The 24,852-nt window shown below is 69.6% G+C and carries 24 protein-coding genes and 1 pseudogene; 11 read left to right on the top strand and 14 right to left on the bottom strand.

Annotated features, from left to right (window positions below):
• Window positions 1-217: pseudogene (locus tag HOV91_RS27925) on the bottom strand (cytochrome P450); the annotation flags it as partial.
• A gap of 291 nt (window positions 218-508) precedes the next feature.
• Here HOV91_RS27925 and HOV91_RS27920 point away from each other — a divergent pair.
• The 6 genes from HOV91_RS27920 to HOV91_RS27895 are packed head-to-tail and all read left to right on the top strand — an operon-like array spanning window position 509 to window position 6,140.
• Window positions 509-1,978 (top strand): aldehyde dehydrogenase, encoded by a 1,470-nt coding sequence (locus HOV91_RS27920; RefSeq protein ID WP_174188341.1) that lies wholly within the window; start codon window positions 509-511, stop codon window positions 1,976-1,978.
• A gap of 39 nt (window positions 1,979-2,017) precedes the next feature.
• Window positions 2,018-2,770 (top strand): SDR family oxidoreductase, encoded by a 753-nt coding sequence (locus tag HOV91_RS27915; protein WP_174188340.1) that lies wholly within the window; start codon window positions 2,018-2,020, stop codon window positions 2,768-2,770.
• On the top strand, window positions 2,767-3,645 hold the full coding sequence (locus tag HOV91_RS27910) for an NAD(P)-dependent oxidoreductase (RefSeq protein WP_174188339.1): 879 nt from the start codon (window positions 2,767-2,769) through the stop codon (window positions 3,643-3,645). Before HOV91_RS27915 ends, HOV91_RS27910 begins: the two co-directional genes overlap by 4 nt.
• Window positions 3,642-4,046 carry a carboxymuconolactone decarboxylase family protein gene (locus tag HOV91_RS27905; RefSeq protein ID WP_174188338.1) on the top strand — a complete coding sequence of 135 codons (405 nt, stop codon included), beginning with the start codon at window positions 3,642-3,644 and terminating at the stop codon, window positions 4,044-4,046. Before HOV91_RS27910 ends, HOV91_RS27905 begins: the two co-directional genes overlap by 4 nt.
• A gap of 13 nt (window positions 4,047-4,059) precedes the next feature.
• Complete coding sequence (locus HOV91_RS27900) at window positions 4,060-5,529, top strand: FAD-dependent oxidoreductase (protein ID WP_174188337.1); 1,470 nt, start codon at window positions 4,060-4,062, stop codon at window positions 5,527-5,529.
• A gap of 32 nt (window positions 5,530-5,561) precedes the next feature.
• Complete coding sequence (locus HOV91_RS27895; RefSeq protein ID WP_174188336.1) at window positions 5,562-6,140, top strand: TetR/AcrR family transcriptional regulator; 579 nt, start codon at window positions 5,562-5,564, stop codon at window positions 6,138-6,140.
• A gap of 6 nt (window positions 6,141-6,146) precedes the next feature.
• Here the strand turns inward: HOV91_RS27895 and HOV91_RS27890 are convergent, their stop codons facing one another.
• Window positions 6,147-6,896 (bottom strand): SDR family oxidoreductase, encoded by a 750-nt coding sequence (locus tag HOV91_RS27890; protein WP_174188335.1) that lies wholly within the window; start codon window positions 6,894-6,896, stop codon window positions 6,147-6,149.
• A 113-nt stretch (window positions 6,897-7,009) separates the two neighbouring features.
• On the opposite strand from HOV91_RS27890, the gene HOV91_RS27885 reads away from it, so the two are divergent.
• The gene (locus HOV91_RS27885; RefSeq protein WP_174188334.1) at window positions 7,010-8,596 is read left to right on the top strand and encodes a GMC family oxidoreductase; all 1,587 of its coding nucleotides are present in this window, start codon (window positions 7,010-7,012) and stop codon (window positions 8,594-8,596) included.
• Between the two features lie 41 nt (window positions 8,597-8,637).
• On the opposite strand, the gene HOV91_RS27880 is transcribed toward HOV91_RS27885, so the two are convergent.
• On the bottom strand, window positions 8,638-9,072 hold the full coding sequence (locus HOV91_RS27880; RefSeq protein ID WP_312884794.1) for a DoxX family protein: 435 nt from the start codon (window positions 9,070-9,072) through the stop codon (window positions 8,638-8,640).
• Window positions 9,073-9,090: 18 nt separating this feature from the next.
• On the opposite strand from HOV91_RS27880, the gene HOV91_RS27875 reads away from it, so the two are divergent.
• Window positions 9,091-9,969 (top strand): sigma-70 family RNA polymerase sigma factor, encoded by an 879-nt coding sequence (locus HOV91_RS27875; protein ID WP_174188333.1) that lies wholly within the window; start codon window positions 9,091-9,093, stop codon window positions 9,967-9,969.
• A 17-nt stretch (window positions 9,970-9,986) separates the two neighbouring features.
• Here HOV91_RS27875 and HOV91_RS27870 read toward each other — a convergent pair whose 3' ends face one another.
• Window positions 9,987-10,952 (bottom strand): AraC family transcriptional regulator, encoded by a 966-nt coding sequence (locus tag HOV91_RS27870; protein WP_174188332.1) that lies wholly within the window; start codon window positions 10,950-10,952, stop codon window positions 9,987-9,989.
• Between the two features lie 241 nt (window positions 10,953-11,193).
• On the opposite strand from HOV91_RS27870, the gene HOV91_RS27865 reads away from it, so the two are divergent.
• Entirely contained in the window at window positions 11,194-12,414 is a 1,221-nt protein-coding gene (locus HOV91_RS27865) for a PucR family transcriptional regulator (protein ID WP_174188331.1), read from the top strand.
• 147 nt (window positions 12,415-12,561) lie between these two features.
• On the top strand, window positions 12,562-13,848 hold the full coding sequence (locus HOV91_RS27860) for a phosphatase PAP2 family protein (protein ID WP_246351008.1): 1,287 nt from the start codon (window positions 12,562-12,564) through the stop codon (window positions 13,846-13,848).
• Window positions 13,849-13,917: 69 nt separating this feature from the next.
• On the opposite strand, the gene HOV91_RS27855 is transcribed toward HOV91_RS27860, so the two are convergent.
• The 8 genes from HOV91_RS27855 to HOV91_RS27820 form a co-directional block, all read right to left on the bottom strand.
• Window positions 13,918-15,327 carry an AMP-binding protein gene (locus HOV91_RS27855; RefSeq protein ID WP_174188330.1) on the bottom strand — a complete coding sequence of 470 codons (1,410 nt, stop codon included), beginning with the start codon at window positions 15,325-15,327 and terminating at the stop codon, window positions 13,918-13,920.
• Complete coding sequence (locus tag HOV91_RS27850; RefSeq protein ID WP_174188329.1) at window positions 15,320-15,922, bottom strand: energy-coupling factor transporter transmembrane component T family protein; 603 nt, start codon at window positions 15,920-15,922, stop codon at window positions 15,320-15,322. The genes HOV91_RS27855 and HOV91_RS27850 overlap by 8 nt, the downstream gene beginning before the upstream one ends.
• Window positions 15,919-16,599, bottom strand: a complete 681-nt coding sequence (locus tag HOV91_RS27845; protein ID WP_174188328.1) for an energy-coupling factor ABC transporter ATP-binding protein — start codon at window positions 16,597-16,599, stop codon at window positions 15,919-15,921. Before HOV91_RS27845 ends, HOV91_RS27850 begins: the two co-directional genes overlap by 4 nt.
• Window positions 16,596-17,723, bottom strand: a complete 1,128-nt coding sequence (locus HOV91_RS27840) for a thiolase family protein (protein WP_174188327.1) — start codon at window positions 17,721-17,723, stop codon at window positions 16,596-16,598. Before HOV91_RS27840 ends, HOV91_RS27845 begins: the two co-directional genes overlap by 4 nt.
• Window positions 17,720-18,841, bottom strand: coding sequence for a class I adenylate-forming enzyme family protein (locus HOV91_RS27835; protein WP_174188326.1), 1,122 nt, complete (start codon window positions 18,839-18,841; stop codon window positions 17,720-17,722). Before HOV91_RS27835 ends, HOV91_RS27840 begins: the two co-directional genes overlap by 4 nt.
• A complete protein-coding gene (locus tag HOV91_RS27830; RefSeq protein WP_174188325.1) occupies window positions 18,834-19,418 on the bottom strand; it encodes a biotin transporter BioY in 585 nt (194 codons plus the stop codon). The genes HOV91_RS27835 and HOV91_RS27830 overlap by 8 nt, the downstream gene beginning before the upstream one ends.
• Before the next feature lie 70 nt (window positions 19,419-19,488).
• Window positions 19,489-20,187, bottom strand: coding sequence for an NUDIX hydrolase (locus tag HOV91_RS27825; protein WP_174188324.1), 699 nt, complete (start codon window positions 20,185-20,187; stop codon window positions 19,489-19,491).
• A gap of 176 nt (window positions 20,188-20,363) precedes the next feature.
• A complete protein-coding gene (locus HOV91_RS27820; protein ID WP_174188323.1) occupies window positions 20,364-21,176 on the bottom strand; it encodes a nucleotidyltransferase domain-containing protein in 813 nt (270 codons plus the stop codon).
• Between the two features lie 128 nt (window positions 21,177-21,304).
• Between HOV91_RS27820 and HOV91_RS27815 the strand changes: the two genes are divergently transcribed.
• A complete protein-coding gene (locus HOV91_RS27815; RefSeq protein WP_174188322.1) occupies window positions 21,305-22,120 on the top strand; it encodes an SDR family oxidoreductase in 816 nt (271 codons plus the stop codon).
• Window positions 22,121-22,246: 126 nt separating this feature from the next.
• Here HOV91_RS27815 and HOV91_RS27810 read toward each other — a convergent pair whose 3' ends face one another.
• Window positions 22,247-23,320, bottom strand: coding sequence for an alpha/beta hydrolase (locus HOV91_RS27810; protein ID WP_174188321.1), 1,074 nt, complete (start codon window positions 23,318-23,320; stop codon window positions 22,247-22,249).
• 269 nt (window positions 23,321-23,589) lie between these two features.
• Window positions 23,590-24,573, bottom strand: coding sequence for an IPT/TIG domain-containing protein (locus HOV91_RS27805; RefSeq protein ID WP_174188320.1), 984 nt, complete (start codon window positions 24,571-24,573; stop codon window positions 23,590-23,592).
• Window positions 24,574-24,852 lie beyond the last annotated feature (279 nt).

The following is a 24,852-nucleotide window of genomic DNA, read 5'->3' as shown; positions in this document are numbered from 1 at the left end:
CCGCCGGATCCAACGACACTCCATTCGCACTCGACAACCGCGCACTGTCCCGAAAGGCCCCCGTCACATCCGCATGCCGCGACAACGCCCAGAATCCCAGATCCGGGTTGTGATACAGCGGCGCCTCTTCCCGCAGCCGCCGATACGTCGGATACGGATCCTCGTGAAAGGCGTAGTCGTACGGATCGAACACCAGTGGCTCCACCGCGGCCGTCATCGCCCACACTCCGAAACCGAGAACACGTTCCGCCGCGCGGAAGGAAGCCGCGACACAGGCGAAGACAGATAGCTGGACATGTGTCTGGACAGTACCACCGCCTGATGCATCCGGACAATGCCTCGGGACGTGCCGTTTCACCCACCGGGCCACCGTGCCGGAACCCACCCACATCGGCGCCCATCCGCGCGCAACCTCGGCGAGAATGGCAGAGTTAGAACCTGTTATTGCCAGCGCTCACGATTCGAGACTATATTCCGTACACGTGTCCAGACAGTATCGGAGTAATCCATGAGCAGCCTTCTGCCCGCCGACGGGTCCCGCCTGCTGATCGGCGGCAAGCTGGTCGAGGGCGCCGACGGTGTCTTCGCGACGGTGAATCCCGCGACCGAGGAGGTGCTCGGCCTCGCCGCCGACGCGAACGCGGCCGATCTCGACGCGGCCGTCGACGCCGCGCGCACCGCGTTCGACGAGACGAACTGGTCGCGCGATCACGCCTTCCGCGCCCGCTGCCTCGAACAGTTGCGGACGGCGCTGCAATCGCACGTCGAGGAACTGCGCGAGATCACCATCGCCGAGGCCGGCGCCCCGCGAATGCTCACCGGCGGTCCGCAGCTGGAAGGCCCGGTCGCCGACCTCGCCTACTCGGCCGGGCTCGCCGAAAGCTACGGCTGGGAAACCGATCTGGGCATAGCCGAGCCGATGGGCATCAAGACCCGCCGTGTGCTGCGCCGAGAACCGGTCGGGGTGGTCGGGGCGATCACGCCGTGGAACTTCCCGCATCAGATCAACTTCGCCAAACTCGGCCCGGCACTGGCCGCGGGGAACACCGTCGTGCTCAAACCCGCTCCCGACACTCCGTGGTGCGCGGCGGCGGTCGGCGCCGTCATCGCCGAGGAGACCGATATCCCGGCCGGCGTGGTGAACATCGTGACCTCCGCGGACCACACGCTCGGCGCGCGGCTCACCGCCGACCCGCGCGTCGACATGATCAGTTTCACCGGGTCGACGGCCACCGGCCGTGCCGTCATGACGGGCGCGGCCGCCACGCTGAAGAAGGCGTTCCTCGAACTGGGCGGGAAATCCGCGTTCATCGTGCTCGACGACGCCGACATCGCGGCGGCCTGCTCCGTCGCGGCCTTCTCGGTGTGCGTGCACGCCGGACAGGGCTGCGCCCTGTCCACCCGGCTGCTGGTCCCCCGCGCCGCCTACGACCAGGCCGTGCAGGCGGCCGCGGCCACGCTGGGCGGGATCCGGCCGGGCGATCCCGCCGACCCGCGCACCGTCTGCGGGCCGCTGATCTCCGAACGGCAGCGCGCCAGGGTCGAGCGTTACCTCGATATCGCGCGCGCCGAGGGCGGACGGATCGTGGTCGGCGGCGGCAGGCCCGCCCGGCAGGAACGCGGGTTCTTCGTCGAGCCGACGCTGATCGCGGACGTCCCCAACAGCGCGACGGTCGCCCGCGAGGAGATCTTCGGCCCGGTGCTGGTGATCATCCCGCACGACGGTGACGAAGACGCCGTGCGCATCGCCAACGACTCCCCCTACGGCCTGTCCGGTTCGGTATGGGGAACCGACCCCGAGCGCATCCGGCGCGTCACCGAAGGCGTGCGCACCGGGACGCTGAGCGTCAACGGCGGCGTCTGGTACTCCGCCGACGTCCCGTTCGGCGGCTACAAGCAATCCGGCCTCGGACGCGAGATGGGCATCGCCGGATTCGAGGAGTACCTCGAGACCAAAGTGATCGCCTCCCCGGCCTGATCGCCGCCGGACAACGACAACACAGAGGAGCTGAACCGCATGGCCCGTTTCACGGGAAGATCCGCCATCGTCACCGGCGCGGCCCAAGGCATCGGCGCGGCCTACGCGCAGGCGCTGGCCGCCGAGGGCGCGAGCGTCGTGGTCGCCGACAAGAACGCCGAGGGCGGCGCGGCGGTCGTGGAGAAGATCGTCGCCGACGGCGGCACCGCGGTATTCGGGCAGGTCGACGTGTCCGATCCGGAATCCGCCACCGCGCTGGCCGATTTCACCGTCGCGGAGTTCGGCGGCATCGACCATCTGGTCAACAACGCCGCCATCTACGGCGAGATGAAACTGAACCTGCTGCTGACCGTGCCGTGGGACTACTACAAGAAATTCATGAGCGTGAACATGGACGGTGCGCTCACCATGACCCGCGCCGTCTGGCCGCACATGTCCAAGCGCGGCAGCGGATCCATCGTCAACCAGTCGTCCACGGCCGCGTGGCTGTACTCCAGTTTCTACGGCCTGGCGAAGGTCGGCGTCAACGGGCTCACTCAGCAACTGGCCTTCGAACTCGGCGGATCGAACATCCGCGTCAACGCGATCGCGCCGGGTCCGATCGATACCGACGCCACCAAAGCCGTCACCCCGGAAGTGATCGTCGACGACATCGTCAAACGCCTGCCGCTCAAACGGATGGGCACCCCGCAGGATCTGGTCGGCGCCTGCCTGTACCTGCTGTCGGACGAGGCGAGCTGGGTCACCGGCCAGATATTCAACGTCGACGGCGGACAGATCGTGCGGTCATGAGCGCCCGCATCGGATTCCTCGGCCTCGGCAATATGGGCGCGCCGATGGCCAAGCGCCTGCTGGACTGGCCGGGCGGGCTCGCGGTGTGCGACATGCGGCCCGAAGCAATCGAACCGTTTCTGGCGGCCGGGGCCGACGCGGTCGCCTCGGCCGCCGAGCTGGCCAGGCAGGCCACGGTCATCTCGATCACCGTGGTGAACGACGCACAGGTCCGCGAGGTGATCACCGGTCCGGAGGGCGTGCTGCGCACCGCCGCGCCGGGCACCGTGGTCGCCGTGCACTCCACGATCAGCGATCGCACCGCCGAAGAACTCGGGGCCGTCTGCGGCGCACGCGGCGTCGAACTGGTGGACGCGCCGATCAGCGGCGGCGCGGCCGGTGCCACACGCGGCGCGCTCGCGGTCATGGTCGGTGGCAGCGAGGCGGCGTTCGAGCAGGTGCGCGAACCGTTCGGCTGCTTCGCCGATCTGATCGTGCACGCCGGGCCGGTCGGCGCGGGCACACGGATGAAGCTGGCGCGCAACCTGTTGCACTTCGTCTCCTTCACCGCGGCCACCGAGGCGCAGCGCTTGGCCGAGGCAGCGGGTCTGGATCTCACCGCGCTCGGCAAGGTGGTACGGCACTCCGACGCGGTCACCGGTGGCCCCGGCGCCATCATGCTGCGCGACACCACCGCCCCGATCCAGGACGGCGACTTCTGGCTGCCGATCCTGCGGCACGTGCGCGACCTCGGCGAGAAAGACCTGAGTCTCGCCCTGGAACTGGGTGAACGGCTGGGCACCCCGCTGCCGCTGGCCGAATCGGCCCTCGACCGGCTCGGCCCCGGACTCGGCGTAGGGGCCGGCACCCCCGTATCGGAAAGGCAATCCTCATGAGCGACAACGGCTCCGGCGACACCGTGCGGCAGCGCGGTCTGGCCAAGATGGCCGAGGTGTACGGCACGGAGTTCCAGGACTACCCCGGCCCCCACTTCGCCCTCACCTCCGACCACCTCTTCTCCGAGATCTGGTCGCGGCCCGGCCTCACCATCCGGGACCGCAGGCTGCTGCTGCTCGGGGCGCTGGCGGCGCAGGGCGCCATCGACACCGCGGGCATCCAGATCGGGGCCGCGCTGCGCAACGGCGAACTCACCGAAGAACAGCTGCACGAGATCGCGGTATTCCTGTGCTACTACGTGGGTTGGCCGAACGGCACCAAACTCGACCTGCTGGTGGGCACGATTGTGGCGCAGCAGAAGAAGGCCGCCCGCGCGCAGTCCGCGCCCGCCGAGCAGTGAGGACCCGTTGACCATGTCTGACGCCACCACCATTCGCCCCCTGCGCGCGAGCCAGGTCACGGCCTGGGACCACCGGGCCGATGTCGTCGTCGCCGGATACGGCATCGCCGGGGTCTGCGCCGCCATCGAGGCCGCTCGTGCGGGCGCGGACGTGCTGGTCCTGGAGCGCACCGGCGGCTGGGGTGGCGCCGCCGCCCTGGCTGGCGGATTCCTCTACCTCGGCGGCGGCACACCGCTGCAGCAGGCCCTCGGTTTCGAGGACACGCCGGAGAACATGGAGACCTTCCTGCTCGCGGCGCTCGGTCCCGGGGTGGACAAGGCGAAGATCGCCGACTACTGCCGCGGCAGCGTCGAGCACTTCACCTGGCTGGTGGCCTGCGGTGTGCCGTTCCGCGAGGCGTTCTGGGGCGAGCCGGGCTGGGAACCACCGCACGACGAGGGACTGATGTACTCCGGCGGCGAGAACGCCGCGCCCTTCAACGCGATCGCGAAACCCGCTCCGCGCGGCCATGTCCCGCAGATGGCCGACAAGCGCACCGGGGAGAAGGGCGGCGGCTACATGCTGATGAAGCCGCTGGCCGACACTGCCGAAGCGCTGGGCGTCCGCGCCGAATACGACATGCGGATCGCGCGGCTGATCGTGGACGACGACGATCGCGTCGTCGGCGTGCTGGCCCGCCGTTACGGCAAACCGGTCGCCATCCGCGCCGAACGCGGCGTCGTGCTGGCCACCGGCAGCTTCGCCTATCACAAGGAGATGATCGAGGGGTACGCGCCGCGGCTGATCGGCAGGCCCGCCGCGGCGATCGAGGAACACGACGGGATCGGCATCCGGCTGGCGCAGGCGCTCGGCGCGGAGCTGGCCCATATGGACGCGACCGAGGTGGCGTTCTTCGGCGACCCACAGCTGCTCGCGCGCGGCATCCTGGTCAACGGGCGCGGCCAGCGCTACATCCCGGAGGACACCTATCCGGGACGGATCGGGCAGGCGACGCTGATCCAGCAGGACAACCAGGCGTACCTGGTGATCGACGAGGCGGCGTACGAGGAGGCGCTGACCACCGAGACCTCCACCCCGTTCTTCCGCCAGCCCCCGACTTGGGTTGCGGAGACGATCGCCGAACTCGAAGCCGAGATGGGCCTGCCCGGCCAGGCGTTGCAGGCCACCGTGGAGTGCTACAACCTGCACGCAGCCGACGGCGCCGACCCGTTGCTGGGCAAGAAGCCGGAATGGGTGCGGCCGTTGCGCGGACCGGTAGCCGCGTTCGACATGCGCGGTTTCACCGCCGGTTTCACCCTCGGCGGATTGCGCACCGACCTGGACTCCCGGGTGCTGCACGTCTCCGGCGAGCCGATCCCGGGACTGTTCGCCGCCGGAAGGTGCACCTCCGGTCTGTGCGCGGGCGGCTACGTCAGCGGCGCGTCGCTGGGCGACGGCAGCTTCTACGGGCGGCGGGCCGGCATCGCGGCGGCCAAGAACTGAGCCGCCCGAAACCGCTAGTAGGATCCAGACACATGTCCGAACCCGATTCCGTCATTCTCGAGGCGACCCGCCGCAGGCTCTCCGGCAAACAGGCCGACACGGTCGACAAGCTGACCCGCTCGGCGGTGGAAGTGCTCGCGCGGGAAGGTTTCGCCGGTATGACCATCCGGATGGTCGCCGCGGCGGCCGGGGTCGGGACGGCCACGGCCTACACCTACTTCTCCTCCAAGGAGCACCTGGTCGCCGAGATCTTCTGGCGGCGGCTGGTCGCGTCACCGTCGCCGGTCAGCGACGACCCGGACCCGACCGTCCGGGTCGTCGCCGAGTTGCGCAATATCGCGATGCTGGTGGCCGACGAACAGGAGCTCTCCGGCGCGGTCACCAGCGCCCTGCTCGGCCGCGACCCGGACGTGGAGCACCTGCGCGGGCGGATCGGGGCCGAGATCCGCAAGCGCATCATCCGCGCCCTCGGCCCGGATCCGGACCCGGACGTGGTCGAATCGCTGGAATTGCTGTACGCGGGCGCGCTGGTGCGCGCGGGCATGGGCTATGGGTCCTACTCCGAGATCGCCGACCGCATCGAGACCTCCGCGCTGCTGATCCTGCGGTAGCGCGGACTACCGGCCTCCGGCCAGATCCGTGAACGACCCGGTCACATAGGACGCCTCGGCGGAGAGCAGCCAGGCGATGGCGGCGGCGACCTCCTCGGGGTCGCCGCCCCTGCGCATCGGCAGGGTGGGCGCCAAACGGGCGACCCGGCCCGGTTCACCACCGTCGGCATGGATCTCGGTATGGATGTAACCGGGGCGGACCGCGTTGACCCGGATGCCCTCGGCCGCCACCTCGAGCGCGAGCCCCCGCGTGAAGGTGTCGAGCGCGCCTTTACCGGCCGCGTAATCCACATACTCGCCGGGCGCGCCGAGCCGTGCGGCCACCGAGGAGACGTTCACGATCGCACCGCCGGCACCGCCGTGCGCCGTGGACATACGCAGCACGGCCTGCTTCGCGCACAGGATCGGGGCGATCACGTTCACCGCCATCGTGCGATGCAGCCGCTCGGCGTCGAGTTCGTCGACCCGGCACTGCGCTTCGAGTGCGCCCGCGTTGTTGACCAGGCCGGTGAGCGTCCCGAATTCGGCGTCGACGAAGGCGAACAGTGCCTCGATCGCCGCGGGGTCCGCCAGGTCGGCGCGCACCGCACGGGCCACGCCGCCCGCCGCGGCGATCTCGGCGACCACGGCGTCGGCCGCCGCGGCGTTCGTCCGATAGGTCAGACAGATCCGATGTCCGTCGCGGGCGAGGCGACGCGCCGTGGCCGCGCCGATGCCGCGACTACCCCCTGTGACCAGGACAGCTCCCGATCGCACCGACGAACTCCTCTCGTTGGGCAAGACTTCCGGCCGGGTTGCCCGAAACCGCGCCACGCGGCGCGCGCTTGCTCGTATCTTTGCCGTAGTCGGTGCAGATCGGAGTGGGAAAAGTGCAATCAGGTGAGCTTTCCGCGGACTACGTCGTCGTCGGTGCGGGATCGGCGGGCGCGGTGGTGGCCGATCGGCTCAGCGCCGATCCGGGCACCACGGTGGCGCTGCTGGAAGCGGGCCCGCCGGACAAGAACAAGTTCACCCACATTCCCGCCGGGTTCGCGAAACTCTTCCGTTCCGAGGTGGACTGGGACTATCTCACGCAGCCGCAGCCGGAACTGAAGAACCGCGAGATCTACTGGCCGCGCGGCCGGATGTTCGGTGGCTCGTCCTCGATGAACGCCATGATGTGGGTGCGCGGATTCCGGGCCGACTACGACGAGTGGGCGCTACTGGCCGGAGACGAGTGGGGCTTCGCCGCGGCCGTCGAGCAGTTCCGCCGCATCGAACGCGTGGAGAACGCCCAGTACCCCGACGAAGGCACCGAGGGTCCGCTGCACATTTCCCGCCAGCGCAGCCCGCGCGGCCTCACCGCCGCCTATCTGGCCGCGGTCGAGGAGGCCGGATACCAGGTCGAGCCGCCGAACCGGCCGCAGCCGGACGGGTTCAGCCAGACCATGGTGACCCAGCGCGCGGGTCGTCGCTGGAGCACCGCCGACGCCTACCTGCGGCCCGCCCTGCGCAGGCCGAACCTCACGGTGCGCAGCGAGGCGCTGGCCACCCGGGTGCTGTTCGACGGCACGCGCGCCGTCGGCGTGGAATACCGCCAGGGCGGTGCCACGCACACGGTGACCGCGCGGCGCGAGGTCGTGCTGTGCGGCGGCGCGATCAACAGCCCCCAACTGCTCATGCTCTCGGGCATCGGTGACCGGGACGAACTGGCCCGCCACGGCATCGAGGTGCGCCACCACGCCCCCGAGGTCGGCGCGAATCTGCAGGACCACCTGGTCGCGGGCCTCGGCTACGGCGTCGCGGGCGACTCGCTGTTCGGTGCGGAGAAGCCGCGCCAGCTGCTGGCCTACCTGCTCCGGCATCGCGGCATGCTCACCTCGAACGTCGGCGAGGCCTACGGGTTCGTGCGCAGCAGGCCGGACCTGGAATACCCCGACCTGGAGCTGATCTTCGCGCCCGCGCCGTTCTACTACGAGGGACTCCAGGACCCGACCGAGCACGGCGTGATCCTGGCGACAGTGCTGCTGCGCCCGCAGAGCCGAGGCCGGATCGCCCTGTCCGGCCCGGACCCGTCCGCCAAACCCGTCATCGATCCGCGCTACCTGTCCGACAGCGCGGGCGCCGACCGCGCCGCCATCATGGCCGGGCTGCGCGTGTGCGCGGACATCGCCGCCAAGCCATCGATGCAGGCGGTGCTCGGCCCGCTGATCTACCCGCCGCAGGCGCCCGCGCAACCGGAAGCCGTGCTGGAGCTGACGCTCAACTCCTACGCGCACACGCTCTACCATCCGGTCGGCACCTGCCGCATGGGCACCGACGCCACCAGCGTCGTCACGCCCCGGCTGGAAGTGCGTGGCGTGCAGGGTCTGCGAGTCGCCGACACTTCGGTGATGCCGCTGATCATCCGCGGTCACACGCACGCGCCCGCGGTGTTCATCGGCGAGCAGGCGGCCAAGTTCATCCTCGCGGGATAGCAGGCCGCCCGCCGGGGGACGGCAGGAGTCGGCGCGCCGGGTTACGACGCGACGAACAGTCCCAGCGAGGCGGCCGCCAGCGCGAGGTATGGCAGCGGGTAACCGACATGCCCGTACTGCCGCGCCCGCAGCACGGTCAGCACCGCGCCGACGAAGTACACGACCAACCCGGTCGCCGCCGCCACTCCGATCGGCGGAACCGCCAGGCCGACCAGCAGTCCGGCCCCGCCGACCGCCTTGACCACCGCCAGTGGCGTCAGCCACGACTCCGGGACCCCGTAGGCCCGCATGTTCGTCCGCACCCACTCGGCGCGGACCACATCGATGCCCGCCGCGAGCAATGCGGCCGCGGCCGCCAGCACGGTAGCGACGACGTAAGCGATGTCCATTCGAATACCCTTCTGTCCGATGTCGCGCCCGGTCCACACCTCGGTCACCTCGGCGCTGTCGATTCCGTCATCTGCATGACGGACCACGAAGCGGAAAGGTGACCGATGCACACCGACGACGGGTTGGCGCGGGATTTCGAGTCCCTGCGCGGCCACTTGCACGCGGTCGCCTACCGCATGCTCGGCTCACCGGCCGAGGCCGACGACGCGGTGCAGGAGACCTGGCTGCGGCTGGCCGACCACGACGTCGAGGACCTACGGAACCTGCCGGGCTGGCTGACCACCGTCGTGTCCCGGATCTGCCTGGACATGCTGCGCGCGCGGACGGCGCGGCGCGAGGAACCGCTCGACGACCCGGCCCGGCTCGACAACGACACCGAGGAGAACGAACCGGAACACGAGGCGGTCCTCATCGATTCGGTCGGCCGGGCGCTGCTGGTGGTCCTGGACCGGCTCGGCCCCGGCGAACGCGTCGCGTTCGTCCTGCACGACCTGTTCGCGGTGCCGTTCGACCAGATCGCGCCGATCGTCGGCCGCACGACACCCACCACCAAGAAACTGGCCAGCCGGGCCCGGCAACGCGTCCGCGGCGACCAGGCGACCGGCACGCTGGAACTCGCCGCGCAGCGGCATGTCGTGGACGCGTTTCTCGGCGCGGCGCGCACCGGCGACCTCGAGGGCCTGCTGGCCGTGCTCGCCCCCGACGTGGTCCGGACGGCCGATACCGCAGCACTCCCGCCGGGACTGGCCACGACGGCGCGCGGCGCGTCGGTGGTGGCCGCGGAAACCGTGCTGCTGCGCAGGCGATCGCAGACGGCGGCGCTCGCGCTGGTGGACGGTCACCCGGGCATCGTGGTCGCCCCGCACGGCAGGCTGCTGCTGGCGCTCACGATCGCGGTGCGCGGCGACCGCGTGGCGGCATACCGGGTGATCGCCGATCCGGCGCGGCTGCGCCGGCTCCCGATCACGCTGCTGCCCAGCTGATTTCGAGTTTGCCGGGGTCAGGACGACGGCACCGGCTCCGGCACGCCGCCCGGTTCGGCGCGTTCGGCCGATCTGCGCCGCCGGAATTCCCGGGGCGTCTCACCGAAGCGCGCCTTGAACGCCGCGGAGAACCACGCCGGGGTGAACCCGGCGCGGACGGCCAGCTCGCGGATGGGATCCTCCGCCCGCAAGGGATCCTCGAGCAGATCGCGCGCGGCGCGCAGGGCTTCGTCGCGCCGCAGGTCGCGGTAGGTGGTGCCGGACTGTTGCAGGACCACGCGCAACTGCCGGGGCGACCAGCCCAGTGCGTGCGCCACCGCGGGCAAGCGCACGTCGCCCCGGCCCACGTTGGCTCGCACGTACTGCCGGATCTGCGCGACGACCTGAGCATGGTGGGCGCGCTGCGGATGGGTGTCACCGAGCGAGATCATGCTCAGCAACTCGGCGATCCGGTCGCAGACCGCGTTGAACTCGTGATCGGAGAGGTTCGACTGTTCGGCGTGGGTGCTGCGGATCATGGCCTGGGTGATCCGGCCGAGCCCGCAGTTCAGGTCGATCGTCATGCCGCGTTCGGCCGGCGGTCCCGCGCGATGGTCGAGTTCCGCGCGAGGCAGCTGGATCGCGTAGGCCGACAACAACGGGATGTGGATCTGGCACAGGTCGTCCAGGGCGGTCACCGCGGCCTGATCGGGCCGCGCCGAGGTCTCCTCGTCGCGATACCGCACCGAGTACACGCCCCGCTCGGGCACGACCACCCAGTAGAAATCGTCGCACGGACCGCGGCGGATGTTCGTCCGCGTGCGGTAGGACGTGCTGATTCCGCGCTGCTCCCAGCGCAACAACCGGTAGACGGCCGATTCCTGGACCGTCAGTCCCGAATACCACCGGTCGGGGTCGCCGTACCGGTAGTCCATCGGAACGAAGCTGTTGGCGATCGTGGTCCACGACGCGGAATCGCTCGCGGTCACGCCATAGCACTGCATGCTGACAACCTATCGCCGCCGATTTCACCGAAATCGTATTGTCCATCAACGCGGGAGGGTCGGCCGGAGTGTGACGCCCGTCATCGAAAATCGGTCATATGTCCAGCTGCTGTGACCGTTCACAAGCGCTACCGACCGGTCTGGCGGGCTCTCACAGAACCTGCGGATCGGGTCCGCGAAGGAGATCGACCAATTAGTGTGAATGCGCTGCACAGCAATCTTGGGCGGAAGGGAGTCGCCAATGTCCGTCGACAGTTCGGCCCGGCCGAGCCTGACCCTGTCAGGTAAGCCGATGTCGTCCCCGCTGAAGGACGTTCGCGGGCTATCGCGTCAGATGGTCGGGCACTTCGTCGAGAACGTCATCCCGTGCGGCACCCTGCCGGGTGACGCCATCGCGGGCGACGTCACCACCATCACCCGGGTCTGCCTGGAACTGGCGGTGAGCATGCTCGACGGCAAGGACCTGCCGGAGAAACTGCAACGGCTCGGTGACGCCGCCGCGGGATGGGCGCGAGAGGGGGTGCCCATCGACACCATCCACCACTCGATCCACGAGGGCTTCAAGATGGGCCTGGACCTGGTGGTCTCCGGCGCGACCGTGAAGGACTACGACGACCTCGTCGACGGCGCCAAGATGGTCGTGGAGATGCTCGACATGATCAACTCGGCGGTCTCGATGGCCTACGTCCGCGAGTTGCGCGCGGTGGTCAGCGAGCACCACACCGCCGTGCACACGCTGACCTCGGCGCTGCTGGGCGGGCACAGCACCTCCACCATGGCGCGGGAGTGCGGCATCGCCATCGCGTCCTCGTACGCCGTTCTGGCGGTGGCGATTCCGCCGCACCGCGAGGAACACAACCCGATGGTGGACGGCAAGGTGGTGGCACGCCGGAAACTGCGGCGGCTCCAAGCCGAGCTGGCCACCCGGTGCGGCGAGGCCGCCCTGTCGCTGCTGAGCGTGGACGGCGGGACCGTGCTCATCCCGTCCGGCCATCTGGACAACGACCAGCTGGACACGCTGGTCACCCAGCTGTCGCACGCCGCGCAGGTGGGCGTCACCGCGACGATGGTCGAAGCCACTCCCGAGACGATCCCCACCGCCGCCGACCAAGCCCACGAACTGCTCGACATGGTGCAGCGCTTGCAGGCGATGGCCGGGCTCTACCGCTTCGACGAGCTGGCGCTGGAATACCAGCTGACCAGACCGGGGCCGGGGCGGGAATACCTGGGCTCGCTGCTGGACCCGCTGGACGCGCATCCCGAACTGCTCGAGACCCTCCAGCGGCACATCGCCAACAACCTCAACCGCCAGCGCACCGCGCGCGTGCTGCACGTGCACACCAACACGGTGGACTATCGGCTCAAGCGGATCGGACAGCTCACTGGATTCGACCCCTCCCAGCCCTCGGGCCTGTGGTACCTGCGCTCGGCGCTGGTAGCCCGCACGTATCGCACGACCTGAGCAAAGGAAACCGAACCGAGTCGGCCACGGCCACGGCCACTTTCGGGTATCTCCCCGTCCATGTGCCGTTAATGTCGTGTTTACGATGTCTCGGTGCTTGTGAACGACGTTCAAGGGAGCTCGACCCTACCGGGCGAGCGAGTGGGTATGGCGGAACTCCACGAGCGTCGGTTCCGGCCGATGGTCGCGTGGTGCGGTATCGCGGTCATCGTGCTCGCGCTGATCGGCGGCGAACTCATGGCCGCGCACATCGGGGCGCTCGGACCGCTGACCAGCCTGGCGCGTGACTACGCGGGCACGCCGAAGTCGGCGACCACGCCGTGGGCGGGGTTCCTGCTGGCCCTGATCGGGCTCACGATGCGCGCACGCGTCGGCGCGGTCACCGCGGCGATCGCCGTCGACCTGCTGTTCGTCGTATTCCGAGCGGCCGATGGGCGGCCGTTCACCGTCGGCAACGGCCCCACTATCGTGCTCACCGCACTGGCGGTGCTCGCGTTCACGCGGTGGGACGGACAGCGACGGCGCACGGCGTTGCGCACCATCGCCTTCGGCGCGCTGTTGATCTCGGCGACGAAGGTCAGCGAGATCTGGCTGGACATCACCGCGTGGGCCTGCCCGATGGTCCTCGACCCGTACGTGCAGGTCGCCGACCGTGCCCTCGGCAGCCCGGCGTGGCTGGCCGGGCGCGCGCTGGAGGCGGCGGGGCCGATCGCGTCGGGCGTGGTGCGCTGGGTGTACTTCGAGCTTCCGCTGGCAGCGGTGCTGGTCGCGGCCTGGCAGCTGCGCGGCGTGACCGCAGGCGCGTGGCCGCGGCACTACCTGGTGCGGACGTTCCTGACGCTCGGCGTCGTCGGGCCGATCTGGTATGTGGTCTTCCCGGTGGTGGGGCCGGTACTCGCGTACGGCCCGCAAGGACTGGGCTTCGAGATCGCCGACGTGTGGCCGAATGCCGTTCCGGCGGTGCCGACCTCGATCGAGGCGCTGCGCTTCGACGGCATCACTCCGCGCAACTGCATGCCGTCGCTGCACACCGCCTGGGCGCTGGCGTTGTTCATCCATTCCCGGCGCGGCCCCGTGTGGTTGCGCTGGGGCGGCGCGTTCTGGCTGGTGTGCACGCTCACCGCGACGCTCGGCCTCGGCGCCCACTACGGCATCGATCTGGTCGTGGGCGCGGCATTGTGCCTGACGGTCGAATCCGCGCTGCGCGAGCCGGATCGGGGGTGGGATCACCAGCGCGTCCGGATCGTGGGCCTCGGGGTCGCCGTCTGCGCGGGGGTGCTGCTGTGCATTCGCTTCCTCACGGTGCCGATGGCGACGTATCCGATTCCGTTCGCGATCGTGATCCTCGGTGCGCTCGGCGCGCTGGCGATCATGTTCCACAGCATGTGGTTCGGCGCGTCATCCGCCGAACCGGCTCGTCCGGCGCGTCTGTGAGCCGCTCCCCGATCACCGCCCGGTGACGGGATGGGTGGGACCCGTCGGCGGCAGGTCGATCGGTCGATGTCAGCGATCGTTCTCAGCGGCGCGGCCGCCCCGGCGATGAGCGGCCAGCGTCGAGACCAGCGCAGCCCGATCGAGTTTGCCCCGCGGGGTGCGCGGCAGGCTGTCCACGACCAAAACCCGCACCGGCATGCTGGGACTGGGCAAACTCGCGCGCAGCCGCCGCCAGATCTCGTCGGGGGCCGGTGCGGCACCGTCCACCACGATCGCGGCCGCGGGCGCCTCCCCCATGCGGGCGTCGGGCACGCCCACGCAGGCCGCCTCGGCGACACCCGGTATCGCGGTGAGCGCCGCTTCGACCGACGCGGGTTCCACGTTCAGCCCCGCCCGGATCACCATGTCGCTCTCCCGGCCGAACAACCGCAGCCGGTCGCCGACCACCTCGCCCCGGTCGCCGACCGTCATCCATCCCTCGACCGGTCCGCCGACCACACCGTCCACGGTGAGGTAGCCGTCGAAGAGCATGTCACTGCGCACGTACACCAGGCCGTCGCGAACTCGTGCCTCGACGCCGTAGAACAGTTCACCCGCCGACTGCTCGTCACTTTCCCCGAGTCCGCGATCGAAGGAGACGAAGCTCAGTTCGGACGCACCGTAGAAGTGCACCAGCGAGGCGTTCGGCAAGACCTCTCGCAACGCACGCCGTCCCGTGCGCGGCCACCGGGCAGCGGAAGACAGCACCTCCCGGACGCTGCCGACCGGCCCGATTCCCGCGCGCACCACGTCCCACGCGATCGTCGGCACCGAATACAGCTGCGTCGCACCGTCGCGCAGCGCGTCGAGCGCCGGTCGCAGGTCAACGGTGGCGCCCCTGGTCAAAGCGTGCAACGCGCCGTAGAGAAAATGGGTGTGGTCCAGCACACCGGGCACCGACACCAGATCTCCGGCGCCGATGTCGAAGGTGCGGTCGGAGCGATCCAGCGTGGCGGCCCAGGACCGCTGGTCGCGGACGAACAGTTTCGGCTCGCCCGTGGTGCCGGAGGTGATGCCCGCCAGCAACTCGGCGCCCGGATCCGCCCGGCCCACCGATCCCGCGGATTCCAGTGTGGCGGCGGTGCGCACGGCGCCCTCGAATCCCAGCCGCCGCAATCGCCGATGCTGCTGCGGCGCGGCCACCACGGCTCCCGGCTCGGCGAGCGCGAGCACCCGGCGCAACTGGGCGGGCAGCAGATGACGGTGCAGCAGCACGACACTCACTCCCGCGTGCATCGCCGCCGTCACCGTCACCAGCGATTCGACGTCGGAGGTGGGCAGCACCGCCACCCGGCGCATTCCGTCGAGGCCCGCGGCGACACGGACGACCTTCGACCAGAATTCTTCGTAGCCGACGCGTCCGCGTCCCGAAATCACGGCGGTCGCCCTCGGATTCGCCGCGACCTGCCGGGCGATCCGCGCGGCGAGCAGGTCAGTCATCGTCCACTCCCCGCGCCGCGAGCGCGTCACCCATCGCGTCGGCCGTCCGCAACGCGCGCACCAGCACCGGCGTCACCAGCGCGGTCATCGACCACTGCAAGCCACGCGCGCGCCGCGCCTCGGCGACGTCGTGCACGATCCCGGCCAGCAACGGGACGCAGCGGATGGCCAGCGCCAGCAGCAGACCGATTCGCTCGGGATCGACACCGACCCGGCGCAGCGGCCCGAGCCACCGGGTCACCGCGTCGAGCATGTCGGTCACCCGCGTGGTGAGGGTGAACAGCGCCGCGGGCGCCACCGAGAGCACCAGAACACCGCACACCACCGCGGCCCTGGCGGGCGAGGTGATCAGCACCTGGAACGCGGCGATGAGCAGCACCATCCACACCAGCGGACGCAACTGCTCCAGCGCCACGCGCCACGGGATTCCGGCCGCCGCGAACAGACCCGACACCACAGCGGTGGCGACCAGCACGTGCGCGGGCGAACGCACGAACACCGTGGTCGCCACGATCGATACCAGCAGCAGCGCCAACTTCACGCCGGCGGGCATCCGGTGCAGCGGCGAATTCCCCGGACGGTACAAGCCGATCATTCGACCGCTGCCCGATAGGCCGCGACAGCATCGCCGGGAGTTCCGTCGAACGCCACCGCGCCGTCATCGATCACGATGACCCGTTCGAAACTCTCCAGCAGTGACAGCTGATGCGTCACGACGATCACCTGCTGGTCCACGCCGTCCAGCGCCTCGGCGACGACCCTGGCGTTGCGCAGGTCCAGCAGCGTGGTCGGCTCGTCGGCGACGATCACCTCCGGCCTGCGGATCAGCACGGCGCCGAGGGCGAGCAACTGTTTCTGCCCGCCCGAAAGCAGGTGCGAGGGATGCTCGGCGTGGCCCGCGAGCCCGAATCGTTCCAGGATCTCCTGGACGCGGGCGGCGATCTCCGACTTGCCCAGGCCCGTGCGCCGCAGCGAGAAAGCGAGATCCTCGGCCACCGTGGGCATCACGATCTGGGTATCGGGGTCGGTGAAGACGAAGCCCACCTTCCGTCGCACCTGCCCGCCCTTGCGGGAAGCGTCCACGCCGTCCACCGTCACGGTGCCGGAGGTCGGCGTCAGCAGGCCGTTGATCATGCGCGCCAGGGTCGACTTGCCGGAACCGTTGGACCCGATGATGCCGACGCGCCGTTCGCTGATCCGCAAGTCGATCTCGCGCAGCACCTTTCGGTCACCGAAACGGTGGCTGACGCCGTCGAAGACTATCTCGCTCACGACACTCGCTCCACCAGCACGGCGATCCCCTGTCCGCCGCCGATGGCACAGGCCGCGAGACCGAGCGCGGGACCGTCCGGGCGCAGCATCCGACTCGCCAGGCGAACCAGCAAGATGGCTCCGGACGCTCCCCAGGGATGCCCCATCGCGATGGCGCCGCCCTGCGGGCAGATCTTCGACTCGTCCAGACCCAACTCGTCCGCCACCGCCAGCACCACCGACGCGAACGCCTCGGTGATCTCGATGACGCCGAGATCCGCGACGCCGAAGCCGGTTCGCCGCAGCACTTTCCGGATCGCGGGCACGGGGCCGAGGCCGGGCAGAGCCGGGTCGGACCCGGCGACCGCGCAACCGAGGACACGCAACGCGGGCAGCCCGGCGGCCACCGACTCGGTGGTGACCGCCATGACCGCGGCGCCGTCGGAGATGCCGCAGGAGTTGCCCGCGGTGGCCGTGCCCTCGGCGCCGAAGCTCGGGCGCAGCCGCGCGAGCCGGGCCACGGTCATGCCCGCCCGGATGCGCTCGTCCCGGCGCACATCGCCGATCGGGACGATCTCCGCGGCGAAGTCGGCCGCCGCGGCGAGCGCGTGCGAGCGGGCCGCGTAGGCGTCCTGACGCTCCCGGCTGATGCCGCGCGCCCGCGCGAGATCGTCGGCGGCCACGCCCATGTCCGGATCGGGAAAGCCTGGTGGCGCAAAGGGCGCGCGGGTGTAGCGCACGGGCTCCGCGTCCCCGGCCGGCGGCCAGAACCGCCACGGGGCGGTACTGGCCGATTCGACTCCTCCGGCGAGGATCAGTTCGTCGGCGCCGCCGCGCACCCGCAGCGCCGCCTGCATCACCGCGTCGAGGCCCGAGCCGCACTGCCGGTCGACGGTGACTCCGGGGACTCGCACGCCCAGACCCGCACGCAACGCGGCGACGCGGGCGGGATCGCCGCCGGGGCCGAGACAGTTGCCCAGCACCACGTCGTCCACTTCGGCGTCGATGCCCGCGCCGCGCACCGACGCCAGCACCGCTCGCAGCACCGGAGCGGCGAGGTCGACAGTGGTGACCTCCGCCAATCCGTGCCCCGCGTTGCCGATCGGCGTGCGGCGCGGCGCAACCAGAACAGGGACGCGGCTCATGTCAGCAAGTCTCTCAGCCGGCCACGGGCGACCTTCCCCGCGGCGGTTCGCGGCAGCGCGGGAAGCGGCACCCATCGGCGCGGCATCGCCTCCTTGGCCAGCACGCGACGCGCTCGCGACCGGATCTCGCCGAGTTCGGCGCCGCCGTCCAATTGCACCGCGGCCGTGACGGTTTCGCCCAGCACGGCATGCGGCGAGCCGATCACGGCCACCGCGGCGATGCCGTCGAGCGACCCGAGGACGCGCTCCACGTCCTCGGCGACCACCACGGTGCCGCCGACATTGATCGCACAATCGCCCCGGCCCAGCACGGTCAGCTCACGGTCGTCGCCGAGCACGGCGAGGTCGCCTACCCCGAACCAGTCGGGTGCGCCGAGCACGCGATAGGGCGACCGGACGTAGAGCAGTCCCTCCCGCACTTCGGCCTCGACCCCGTCGAGCAGCCGCATCGGCTCGGGCACCCGCCGCGCCGCCACCAGCGAGACCTCGGAGGACCCGTAGTACTCGACCACCTCGACCGAGGCGGCCGCGGCCAGCGCACCGTCGTCCAGCGCGATGCCAGCCACGATGGCGGTACGCAGGCGGGGGCAGGTGCGCACCACCGCACGCAGCACCGAGGGGACCGCGTGCGTCACGGTGGCTCGCGCCGGATCGTCGGTGACGCACGCGCCGCGCCACAGCGCGTGCAGCGCACCGAACAGATGCATCGTCGCGTGCAACGGTCCGGTGATCAGGACGCGATCGGCCCGCACCACGCCGGTGATCGCGGTGAAGGCGGGGAAACTGTCGTACCAGGAAGCGGCCGTCCTGGCCAGCGGCCGGGGCCGACCGGTGGAGCCCGAGGTCGCCACCAGCAGAAACGCCTCGGGCGGAATATTCGCGCGGTGCGGCCGCGCAGCGGGATCCTCGACGAACACCGGGACGCCGCGCCGCGCCGCGGCGCAGACACAGATCAGCGCGTCCGGCACGGGCAGAGCCGACGCGTCGTAGACGGTCGCGTCCGGGTTCCGGGCGATCCACTGCTCGATGGCGCGGTCGAGTTCGCGGTAGGTATAGGCGCGGCCGCCGAAGTCGACGGCGGGATCTTCCTCCGCGCCGCCGAGTTCGGGACTAACCACGGATCACACCGGGATACGCCCGGTGCACTCCCCTGGCCACCACGCTCGCGACCACGACCTTGAGCAGATCGCCGGGAATGAACGCGAAGTTCGTGCTGACGGCGGCCCAGAGGCCGAGATCGGTGCGCAGCAGCAGGCCCACGGTGCCGAACGAGTAGATGATCAGCAGGCCGCCGACGGCGTTGATCAGCAGGCCGAGCGCGATCGGATATCTCGGCAGGATCCGGGCGGTGCAGAATCCGATGAACAACGCGGCGGGAATCCAGCCGACGAGGTATCCGGCGCTGGGCCCCGCCAGCGCCGTCAATCCGGTGCGGCCACCGGACAGCAGCGGCAGGCCGATCATCGTGAGCGCCAGGAAGACCAGCACCGCGGCCGTTCCCTTGCGCGCCCCGAGCACCGCACCGGCCAGGATCACACCGAGGGTCTGCACCGTGATGGGGACCCCGCTGGCCCCGACCGTAATGGTGCCCGGCAGGCCGAGCGCCGCGATCAACGCCGCGAAGACGGCGATCTGCGCCATGTCCCGCGCGGAGACCCCGGCGCTGGACCCCCGAGAGTTCTCGACACCCGCCACGACGACCCTCCACCTAGAACTTGAACGACGTTCAAGGTAGCAGGCGGAGTGCGGTGGCGCGCCGGACGGCTCAGCGGTGCGTCCAATCGGGCTGGGTGAAGTGAGCGACCCGGGCCGCGGCAGCGGCGGTGCCCAAGAGGACGACTTCGCGGAATTGCCACAGCAGCGCGCCGGTGGGCGCGTGGATCGTCATCTTCGGGCCGAGCCGCATCTGGAGCAGACCGGTCTGGTCGGCGGGCGCGACATCATCGCGCAGCCGCGCCTGCGGTACCGCGTCCTCGGCCCGCACCCAGCGTGGCGTGTCCTCGGCCACCAGCCGAGCGAGATCCACCAAGTGCACCGAGTAGACCTCGTCCGGGTTCGGCCGTAGCCGCGTGACATCGGTCAGCGCCAGCACGAGGGGCGTGATCGTGAAACCGGAGGCGGCGGGAAAGTCGTCGAGTGCGCCGAGCAGATCACCGGGAGTTGCCTCCAGGCCCAATTCTTCGCGCAGTTCGCGTAGGGCGGCCTGGTCCGCGGTCTCGTCCTCGTCCACACGGCCGCCGGGCAGGCCCCACTGTCCGGCGTTGCGCCCCCGGTAGGCACGTTTGATGACGAGCACCGACAGCGGCCCATCGGGCTCGGGGACCACGCACAGCACGACCGCCGCGCGGCGTACGCCGGGCGAATCCGGAACCGCGATGCGCGGGAACTCGGCCAGCCGCGAATGCGCGAGCACACGGAACTCGTCGATGCTCCTGGGCAGCGGCACTCTCGGGGTGGGCTCCATGGCTTCGATCCTGCCCCAACGCGCCGGTTGCGGTGCGACAAGGGAAGTCGTGACAGCACCTGACAAGACTATAGATAGATGCGAATATCTACGTAGGAGCATATATTATCCTCCCTGCCGATGGAATCCATATCCGCGACGGTTATTGCCGTGAACAGGCACAGGCGATAGTCCGACTACCTGCGATCGACGACCGCCGCACGCGCCGCGGCTTCATCGACCCGGTCCCCCACCCAGGCCAGGAAATCTCGAACATCGCTGGACGGCAGCGGAAGCGCCGCCGAGCGTGCGCGCTGGAAGCTGCGCAGCGCCATATCGACGACCGGCCGGAAATCGTTCTCCGAGTCCGCGATCATTCGTGCGGCCGCGCGCTTGGCGAACCAGCGACCCGTGCGGCAGAACGCCACCGATCGACAACCGTTCAGCACTTGGTTGTCGGCCAAGTGCCCTACGCCGTCGGCATGTTCCCGGACCGAGGCGAGAATCGCGGCGAAGAGGTCGCGTCGCGCCGGTGCGGCGATGACCTGCCGCACCGGCGTCCCGTACAGCAGCCGCCCGGTCTGGTGCGCGATCGAGCGATCGAGGACATACCAGAAGGCGGGTGATTCGGCCGGATCGAAGCTGGCGCGATACGGCAGCATCGGCCCGGTATTGAGGTCGAGCAGGTAACCGGCCGCGCTGGACGGACGCGCGACGAACTCCGCGTCGTAGACCACCAATTCCAGTCCGGCCGCCGGGCACAGCAGCGTGGGGTGAGCGAGCGCCACGGCCAGGTCGCGCAAAGCCTGCGCGGGAAGGATCGGGTCCACGACAATCGCCACATCGACGTCGCTGCGTCCATGTCGATAGTCCCCGAGCGCGATCGATCCCACCGCGAAGACGCTGACCAGATCAGAACCGCAGACATCCCGGGCATGGCACACGAGACCTTCGAGGTACGGCCGCACCTCTTCCGGAAGAGATCGCGGGTCCACCAAGGCGCTGGTCATAAGTCGACATCGAATACCACAAGGGCATATGGCGCTACCCCTGCCCCGAGGCATTCTGAAAACTCGGTGGGCATCGCTGAATCGCTTGGCAGGATGGGGTGTTCAGCATCCACGCCGGAGAGGGACAAATGACCATTCTGGTAACCGGAGCCACCGCGAACATCGGGCGCAAGGTTGTCGACCACCTGCTAGCCCGCGGAGCCACCGATATTCGCGCGCTCACCAACAATCCGCGCAAGGCGGCGCTGCCCGCGGCGGTCGAGGTGGTCGAGGGCCACCTACGGCGACCGGCCACCCTGCCCGCGGCATTCGCGGGTGTGGAGCGGATGTACTTGGCGCCCACACCGGACAGTGTCACGGAGGTGCTCGAAGCCGCCCGGGAGGCCGGGGTACGGCAGGTCGTCGACCTGTCCGGCGAACCGGAGAGCTGGTGGGGCAGCGTATGCACAGCTGTCGAGGACAGCGGCCTGGCCTGGACCCACCTGTGGCCCGCAGATTTCATGGAGAACACCCTGATCTGGTCACACCAGATTCGCACGACCGGCGCCGTCCGGGAACCGCGGCCCGACGCCGCGAGCGCGCCCATCGCCATGGACGACATCGCCGCCGTCGCCGCCACCGCCCTGCTGACCGACATCCATGTCGGCCGCGCCTTGCCGCTGGCGGGGCCAGAGATTCTGTCCCGCACCGACCTCGTCCGGCACCTCGCCGACGCACTGGGCCGCGACATCACCTTCCACCCGGCCTCGCGCGAGGACTCCATCGCCGCCCTGGCCCCCACCATGGGCGAGACCGCGACCTGGTATGTCGACAACGTTCTCTGCGGTTTCGACCCCGAGCCGGCGGCCCTGCCCATCACCAGCGTCCAAGACATCACCGGCCGACCAGCGACGACCTTCGCCCAGTGGGCGGCCACGAATGCCGCGCGCTTCACCGCCGACTGAAACCTCACGCACCCTCCCCCGCACTACAACTACGGGGACGATCGGCGTTGCATCGTGGACGCAACCGGTGGCCCACTCCCCTATCCCGACGCGCCGGGTGTCAGCGGCTCAGGCGGAATCTCCGACTCAGTGCGGCAACCCCAACCCGTCCGCCAGCACCGGCCACGAATTCTCGAGCGCGTCCTGCCAATAGCCCCACGAATGCGTCCCGGTGGGCTGGAAATCGTACGTGGCGGGGATACCCAGCTCGTTCAACCGGTCACGCATGTTGTGGGTGCACCAATTCACTGCGGCCTCGATGACACCGCCCAGCACCAACTGATTGAGGAAACCACGCGGACCCGGCTGAGCGTATTCACCGTTGTAGATGTCGTACATCCCCGGAACGCCGGTCCCGGTGGACAGGAACAGTCGTATGCCGCGTAGCTGATCTGCGTGCAGGTAGGGGTCGTTGGCCGCCCACATAGGGTCGCCGGGTGGGCCGTACATGTTGTCGGTGTCGCCGCCGCCCCAGCTCTCCACGGCGAGCTTGACGAACTCGCGGCCGATCGGGTCGCTGGTCTGCGCGCAACCGCTGTAGGCCGCCACCGCCCGATACAAGCCCGGTTTGGCGATCGGTAGTTGCAATACCGAGGTTCCGGAGGTCGACAGCCCCGCTATGGCGTTCACTCCGGTGGTGCCGAACTCCGCGTCGATCAGCGGCGGCAATTCCTCGGTGAGGAATGTCTTCCATTTGTACACACCGAGTTTCGGATCCGCCGAACGCCAGTCGGTGTAATAACTCCAGCGCCCGCCCACCGGCTGCACGACGTTGACGTCCTTTTCGGCGAGGAAGCTCAGCACGTCGGTGTTCTTCTGCCAGGTCGCGCTGTCCTGACCCCCGCCGCCACCGTTCAACAGGTACAACGTCGGCCGCGGCACCGAACGGTCGGCCGGGCGCAGCACCTTCACCATGATGTCCTGCCCCATCGCCGCGGAATGCACCCGCAACTGCACGGTCCGGTCGTCCTCCGCCCACGAACCGGTGATCGACGAGGCGTCGGCACTCGCGGTCGGTGCCGCCGCCACCACGGCCGACACCGCCGCCACCACCACAGCAAGCACACGCGCCAGCGGGCGGCGCGAGGATTCCTTGCCGACCCGCACGCTGCCCACATCGCCACGCGGCGCCGCCGTGGCGAGGTCGGAACTATGTTTCATTACTTGCTTCCTCCAAGCCGACGGCATTCGTCCGCCCGGCACCGTTCTCGCGGACCGACGGCACCGGAACCGTGCCAACGCTAGAACCCCGATCGCAGCGTCGTTGACCTGGATAGACCGGGTCTGGACACCTCACGAATACGGTCTCGCCCGGCTAGGGACGCGGCACAGGAACGAGGAACGACCACGCGGCCGAAGGGACCGGCCCATCCGGGTCGGCCCCTTCGGTGATCACGCCGTCCCGGCGCATGCCGGGAACAGGCGCGCGGTCAGACGTAGACGTACGTCACCGCGTTGCTGGTACCACTCGCGCCGGTGACGGTGACCGGGGCAATGCCGAACCCCGCCGGAGCGACCGCGACGATCTGGGTATCCGACACGACCGTGAACGAAGTCGCCGGAAGGAGCCCGAACCGCACCGCGGTAGCACCGGTGAACCCGCTGCCGGTCAATGTGACCGTCGTCCCGCCGGTCACCGGACCTGAACTCGGACTGATCGAAACCAGCGAGGGGGCCGACAGATACGTGAACGGCAGCCCGGCGCTGGTACCCGCCGCGGTGGTGACGGTGACTGGCACCGTGCCGGTTCCCGCCGGAGCGACCGCAATGATGAGCGAGTCCGACAACACGAAGTAGAACGTCGCGGGGGTGGCTCCGAACCGAACCGCGGTAGCGCCGGTGAACCCGGTGCCGGTCAACGTGACCACGGTTCCCCCGGTCGCCGGCCCCGCACTCGGACTGATCGAAACCAGTGTGGGGACCGACAGATACGTGAACGGCAGCCCGTTACTCGTACCCGCGGAAGTGGTGACGGTGACTTGCACCGTGCCCGTTCCCGCCGGAGCGACGGCCACGATCTGGTTATCCGACACCACGCTGAACGAAGTGGCGGGCGTAGCGCCGAAATTCACCGCCGTCGCGCCCGAAAGTCCAACGCCGAAGAGAACGACCGTGGTTCCCCCGGCGGGCGATCCCGTGTTCGGAGTGAGCGCGAACAGAATGGGCGGCAGCACGTAGGTGTAGGGACTCCCGTTGCTGATACCGGTCGGCGCGATGACGATGACCGGCACCGTACCGATTCCCACGGGAGCGACCGCGGTGATCTGGGAATCCGACCCCACCGTGAACGAAGTCGCCGGAAGTATGCCGAAAAACACCGCGGTGGTACCGGTGAATCCGCTGCCGGTGATATTCACACTGTTACCACCGGTGACCGGTCCCGTGGTCGGCGATATAGAAGTGATAGTAGGCATGATCCTGCCTCCTCGTCGCTGTAGTGAAGAGGGGGTCGCGGTATGTGAAGGGTTTCTTCCACCGGGGTGCCGACTCCTGCCGTGGCACGGCTCTATCAGTAACACTCCGGCATACCTACTGAGGCAATGGATTCGGCGATCCGTTTTCGTCCGTTTTCGGATTCAGCACCCTATGTCGGCATTCCGGACACTCGATATTCGAACCGTCTGCGGAATACCATGAGCCGGGACGCCGATCCGGAAACAGGGAGACGGCCTTCCGTCCGCCAGCGCGGGGAT

The sequence above is a fragment of the Nocardia barduliensis genome, from assembly GCF_013315795.1.
GTDB classification, from domain to species: domain Bacteria; phylum Actinomycetota; class Actinomycetes; order Mycobacteriales; family Mycobacteriaceae; genus Nocardia; species Nocardia barduliensis.
Note: the sequence above shows the minus strand (reverse complement) of the source record. Positions and strands in the feature narration are given on the sequence as shown.

What these genes read in the sequence shown, in the direction of transcription:
- HOV91_RS27920 (WP_174188341.1), top strand. Translation starts at nt 509, where the DNA reads ATGAGCAGCCTTCTGCCCGCCGACGGGTCCCGCCTGCTGATCGGCGGC.
- HOV91_RS27915 (WP_174188340.1), top strand. Translation starts at nt 2,018, where the DNA reads ATGGCCCGTTTCACGGGAAGATCCGCCATCGTCACCGGCGCGGCCCAA.
- HOV91_RS27910 (WP_174188339.1), top strand. Translation starts at nt 2,767, where the DNA reads ATGAGCGCCCGCATCGGATTCCTCGGCCTCGGCAATATGGGCGCGCCG.
- HOV91_RS27905 (WP_174188338.1), top strand. Translation starts at nt 3,642, where the DNA reads ATGAGCGACAACGGCTCCGGCGACACCGTGCGGCAGCGCGGTCTGGCC.
- HOV91_RS27900 (WP_174188337.1), top strand. Translation starts at nt 4,060, where the DNA reads ATGTCTGACGCCACCACCATTCGCCCCCTGCGCGCGAGCCAGGTCACG.
- HOV91_RS27895 (WP_174188336.1), top strand. Translation starts at nt 5,562, where the DNA reads ATGTCCGAACCCGATTCCGTCATTCTCGAGGCGACCCGCCGCAGGCTC.
- HOV91_RS27875 (WP_174188333.1), top strand. Translation starts at nt 9,091, where the DNA reads ATGCACACCGACGACGGGTTGGCGCGGGATTTCGAGTCCCTGCGCGGC.
- HOV91_RS27870 (WP_174188332.1), bottom strand. Translation starts at nt 10,952, where the DNA reads ATGCAGTGCTATGGCGTGACCGCGAGCGATTCCGCGTCGTGGACCACG.
- HOV91_RS27865 (WP_174188331.1), top strand. Translation starts at nt 11,194, where the DNA reads ATGTCCGTCGACAGTTCGGCCCGGCCGAGCCTGACCCTGTCAGGTAAG.
- HOV91_RS27860 (WP_246351008.1), top strand. Translation starts at nt 12,562, where the DNA reads ATGGCGGAACTCCACGAGCGTCGGTTCCGGCCGATGGTCGCGTGGTGC.
- HOV91_RS27855 (WP_174188330.1), bottom strand. Translation starts at nt 15,327, where the DNA reads ATGACTGACCTGCTCGCCGCGCGGATCGCCCGGCAGGTCGCGGCGAAT.
- HOV91_RS27850 (WP_174188329.1), bottom strand. Translation starts at nt 15,922, where the DNA reads ATGATCGGCTTGTACCGTCCGGGGAATTCGCCGCTGCACCGGATGCCC.
- HOV91_RS27840 (WP_174188327.1), bottom strand. Translation starts at nt 17,723, where the DNA reads ATGAGCCGCGTCCCTGTTCTGGTTGCGCCGCGCCGCACGCCGATCGGC.
- HOV91_RS27825 (WP_174188324.1), bottom strand. Translation starts at nt 20,187, where the DNA reads ATGGAGCCCACCCCGAGAGTGCCGCTGCCCAGGAGCATCGACGAGTTC.
- HOV91_RS27820 (WP_174188323.1), bottom strand. Translation starts at nt 21,176, where the DNA reads ATGACCAGCGCCTTGGTGGACCCGCGATCTCTTCCGGAAGAGGTGCGG.
- HOV91_RS27815 (WP_174188322.1), top strand. Translation starts at nt 21,305, where the DNA reads ATGACCATTCTGGTAACCGGAGCCACCGCGAACATCGGGCGCAAGGTT.
- HOV91_RS27810 (WP_174188321.1), bottom strand. Translation starts at nt 23,320, where the DNA reads ATGAAACATAGTTCCGACCTCGCCACGGCGGCGCCGCGTGGCGATGTG.
- HOV91_RS27805 (WP_174188320.1), bottom strand. Translation starts at nt 24,573, where the DNA reads ATGCCTACTATCACTTCTATATCGCCGACCACGGGACCGGTCACCGGT.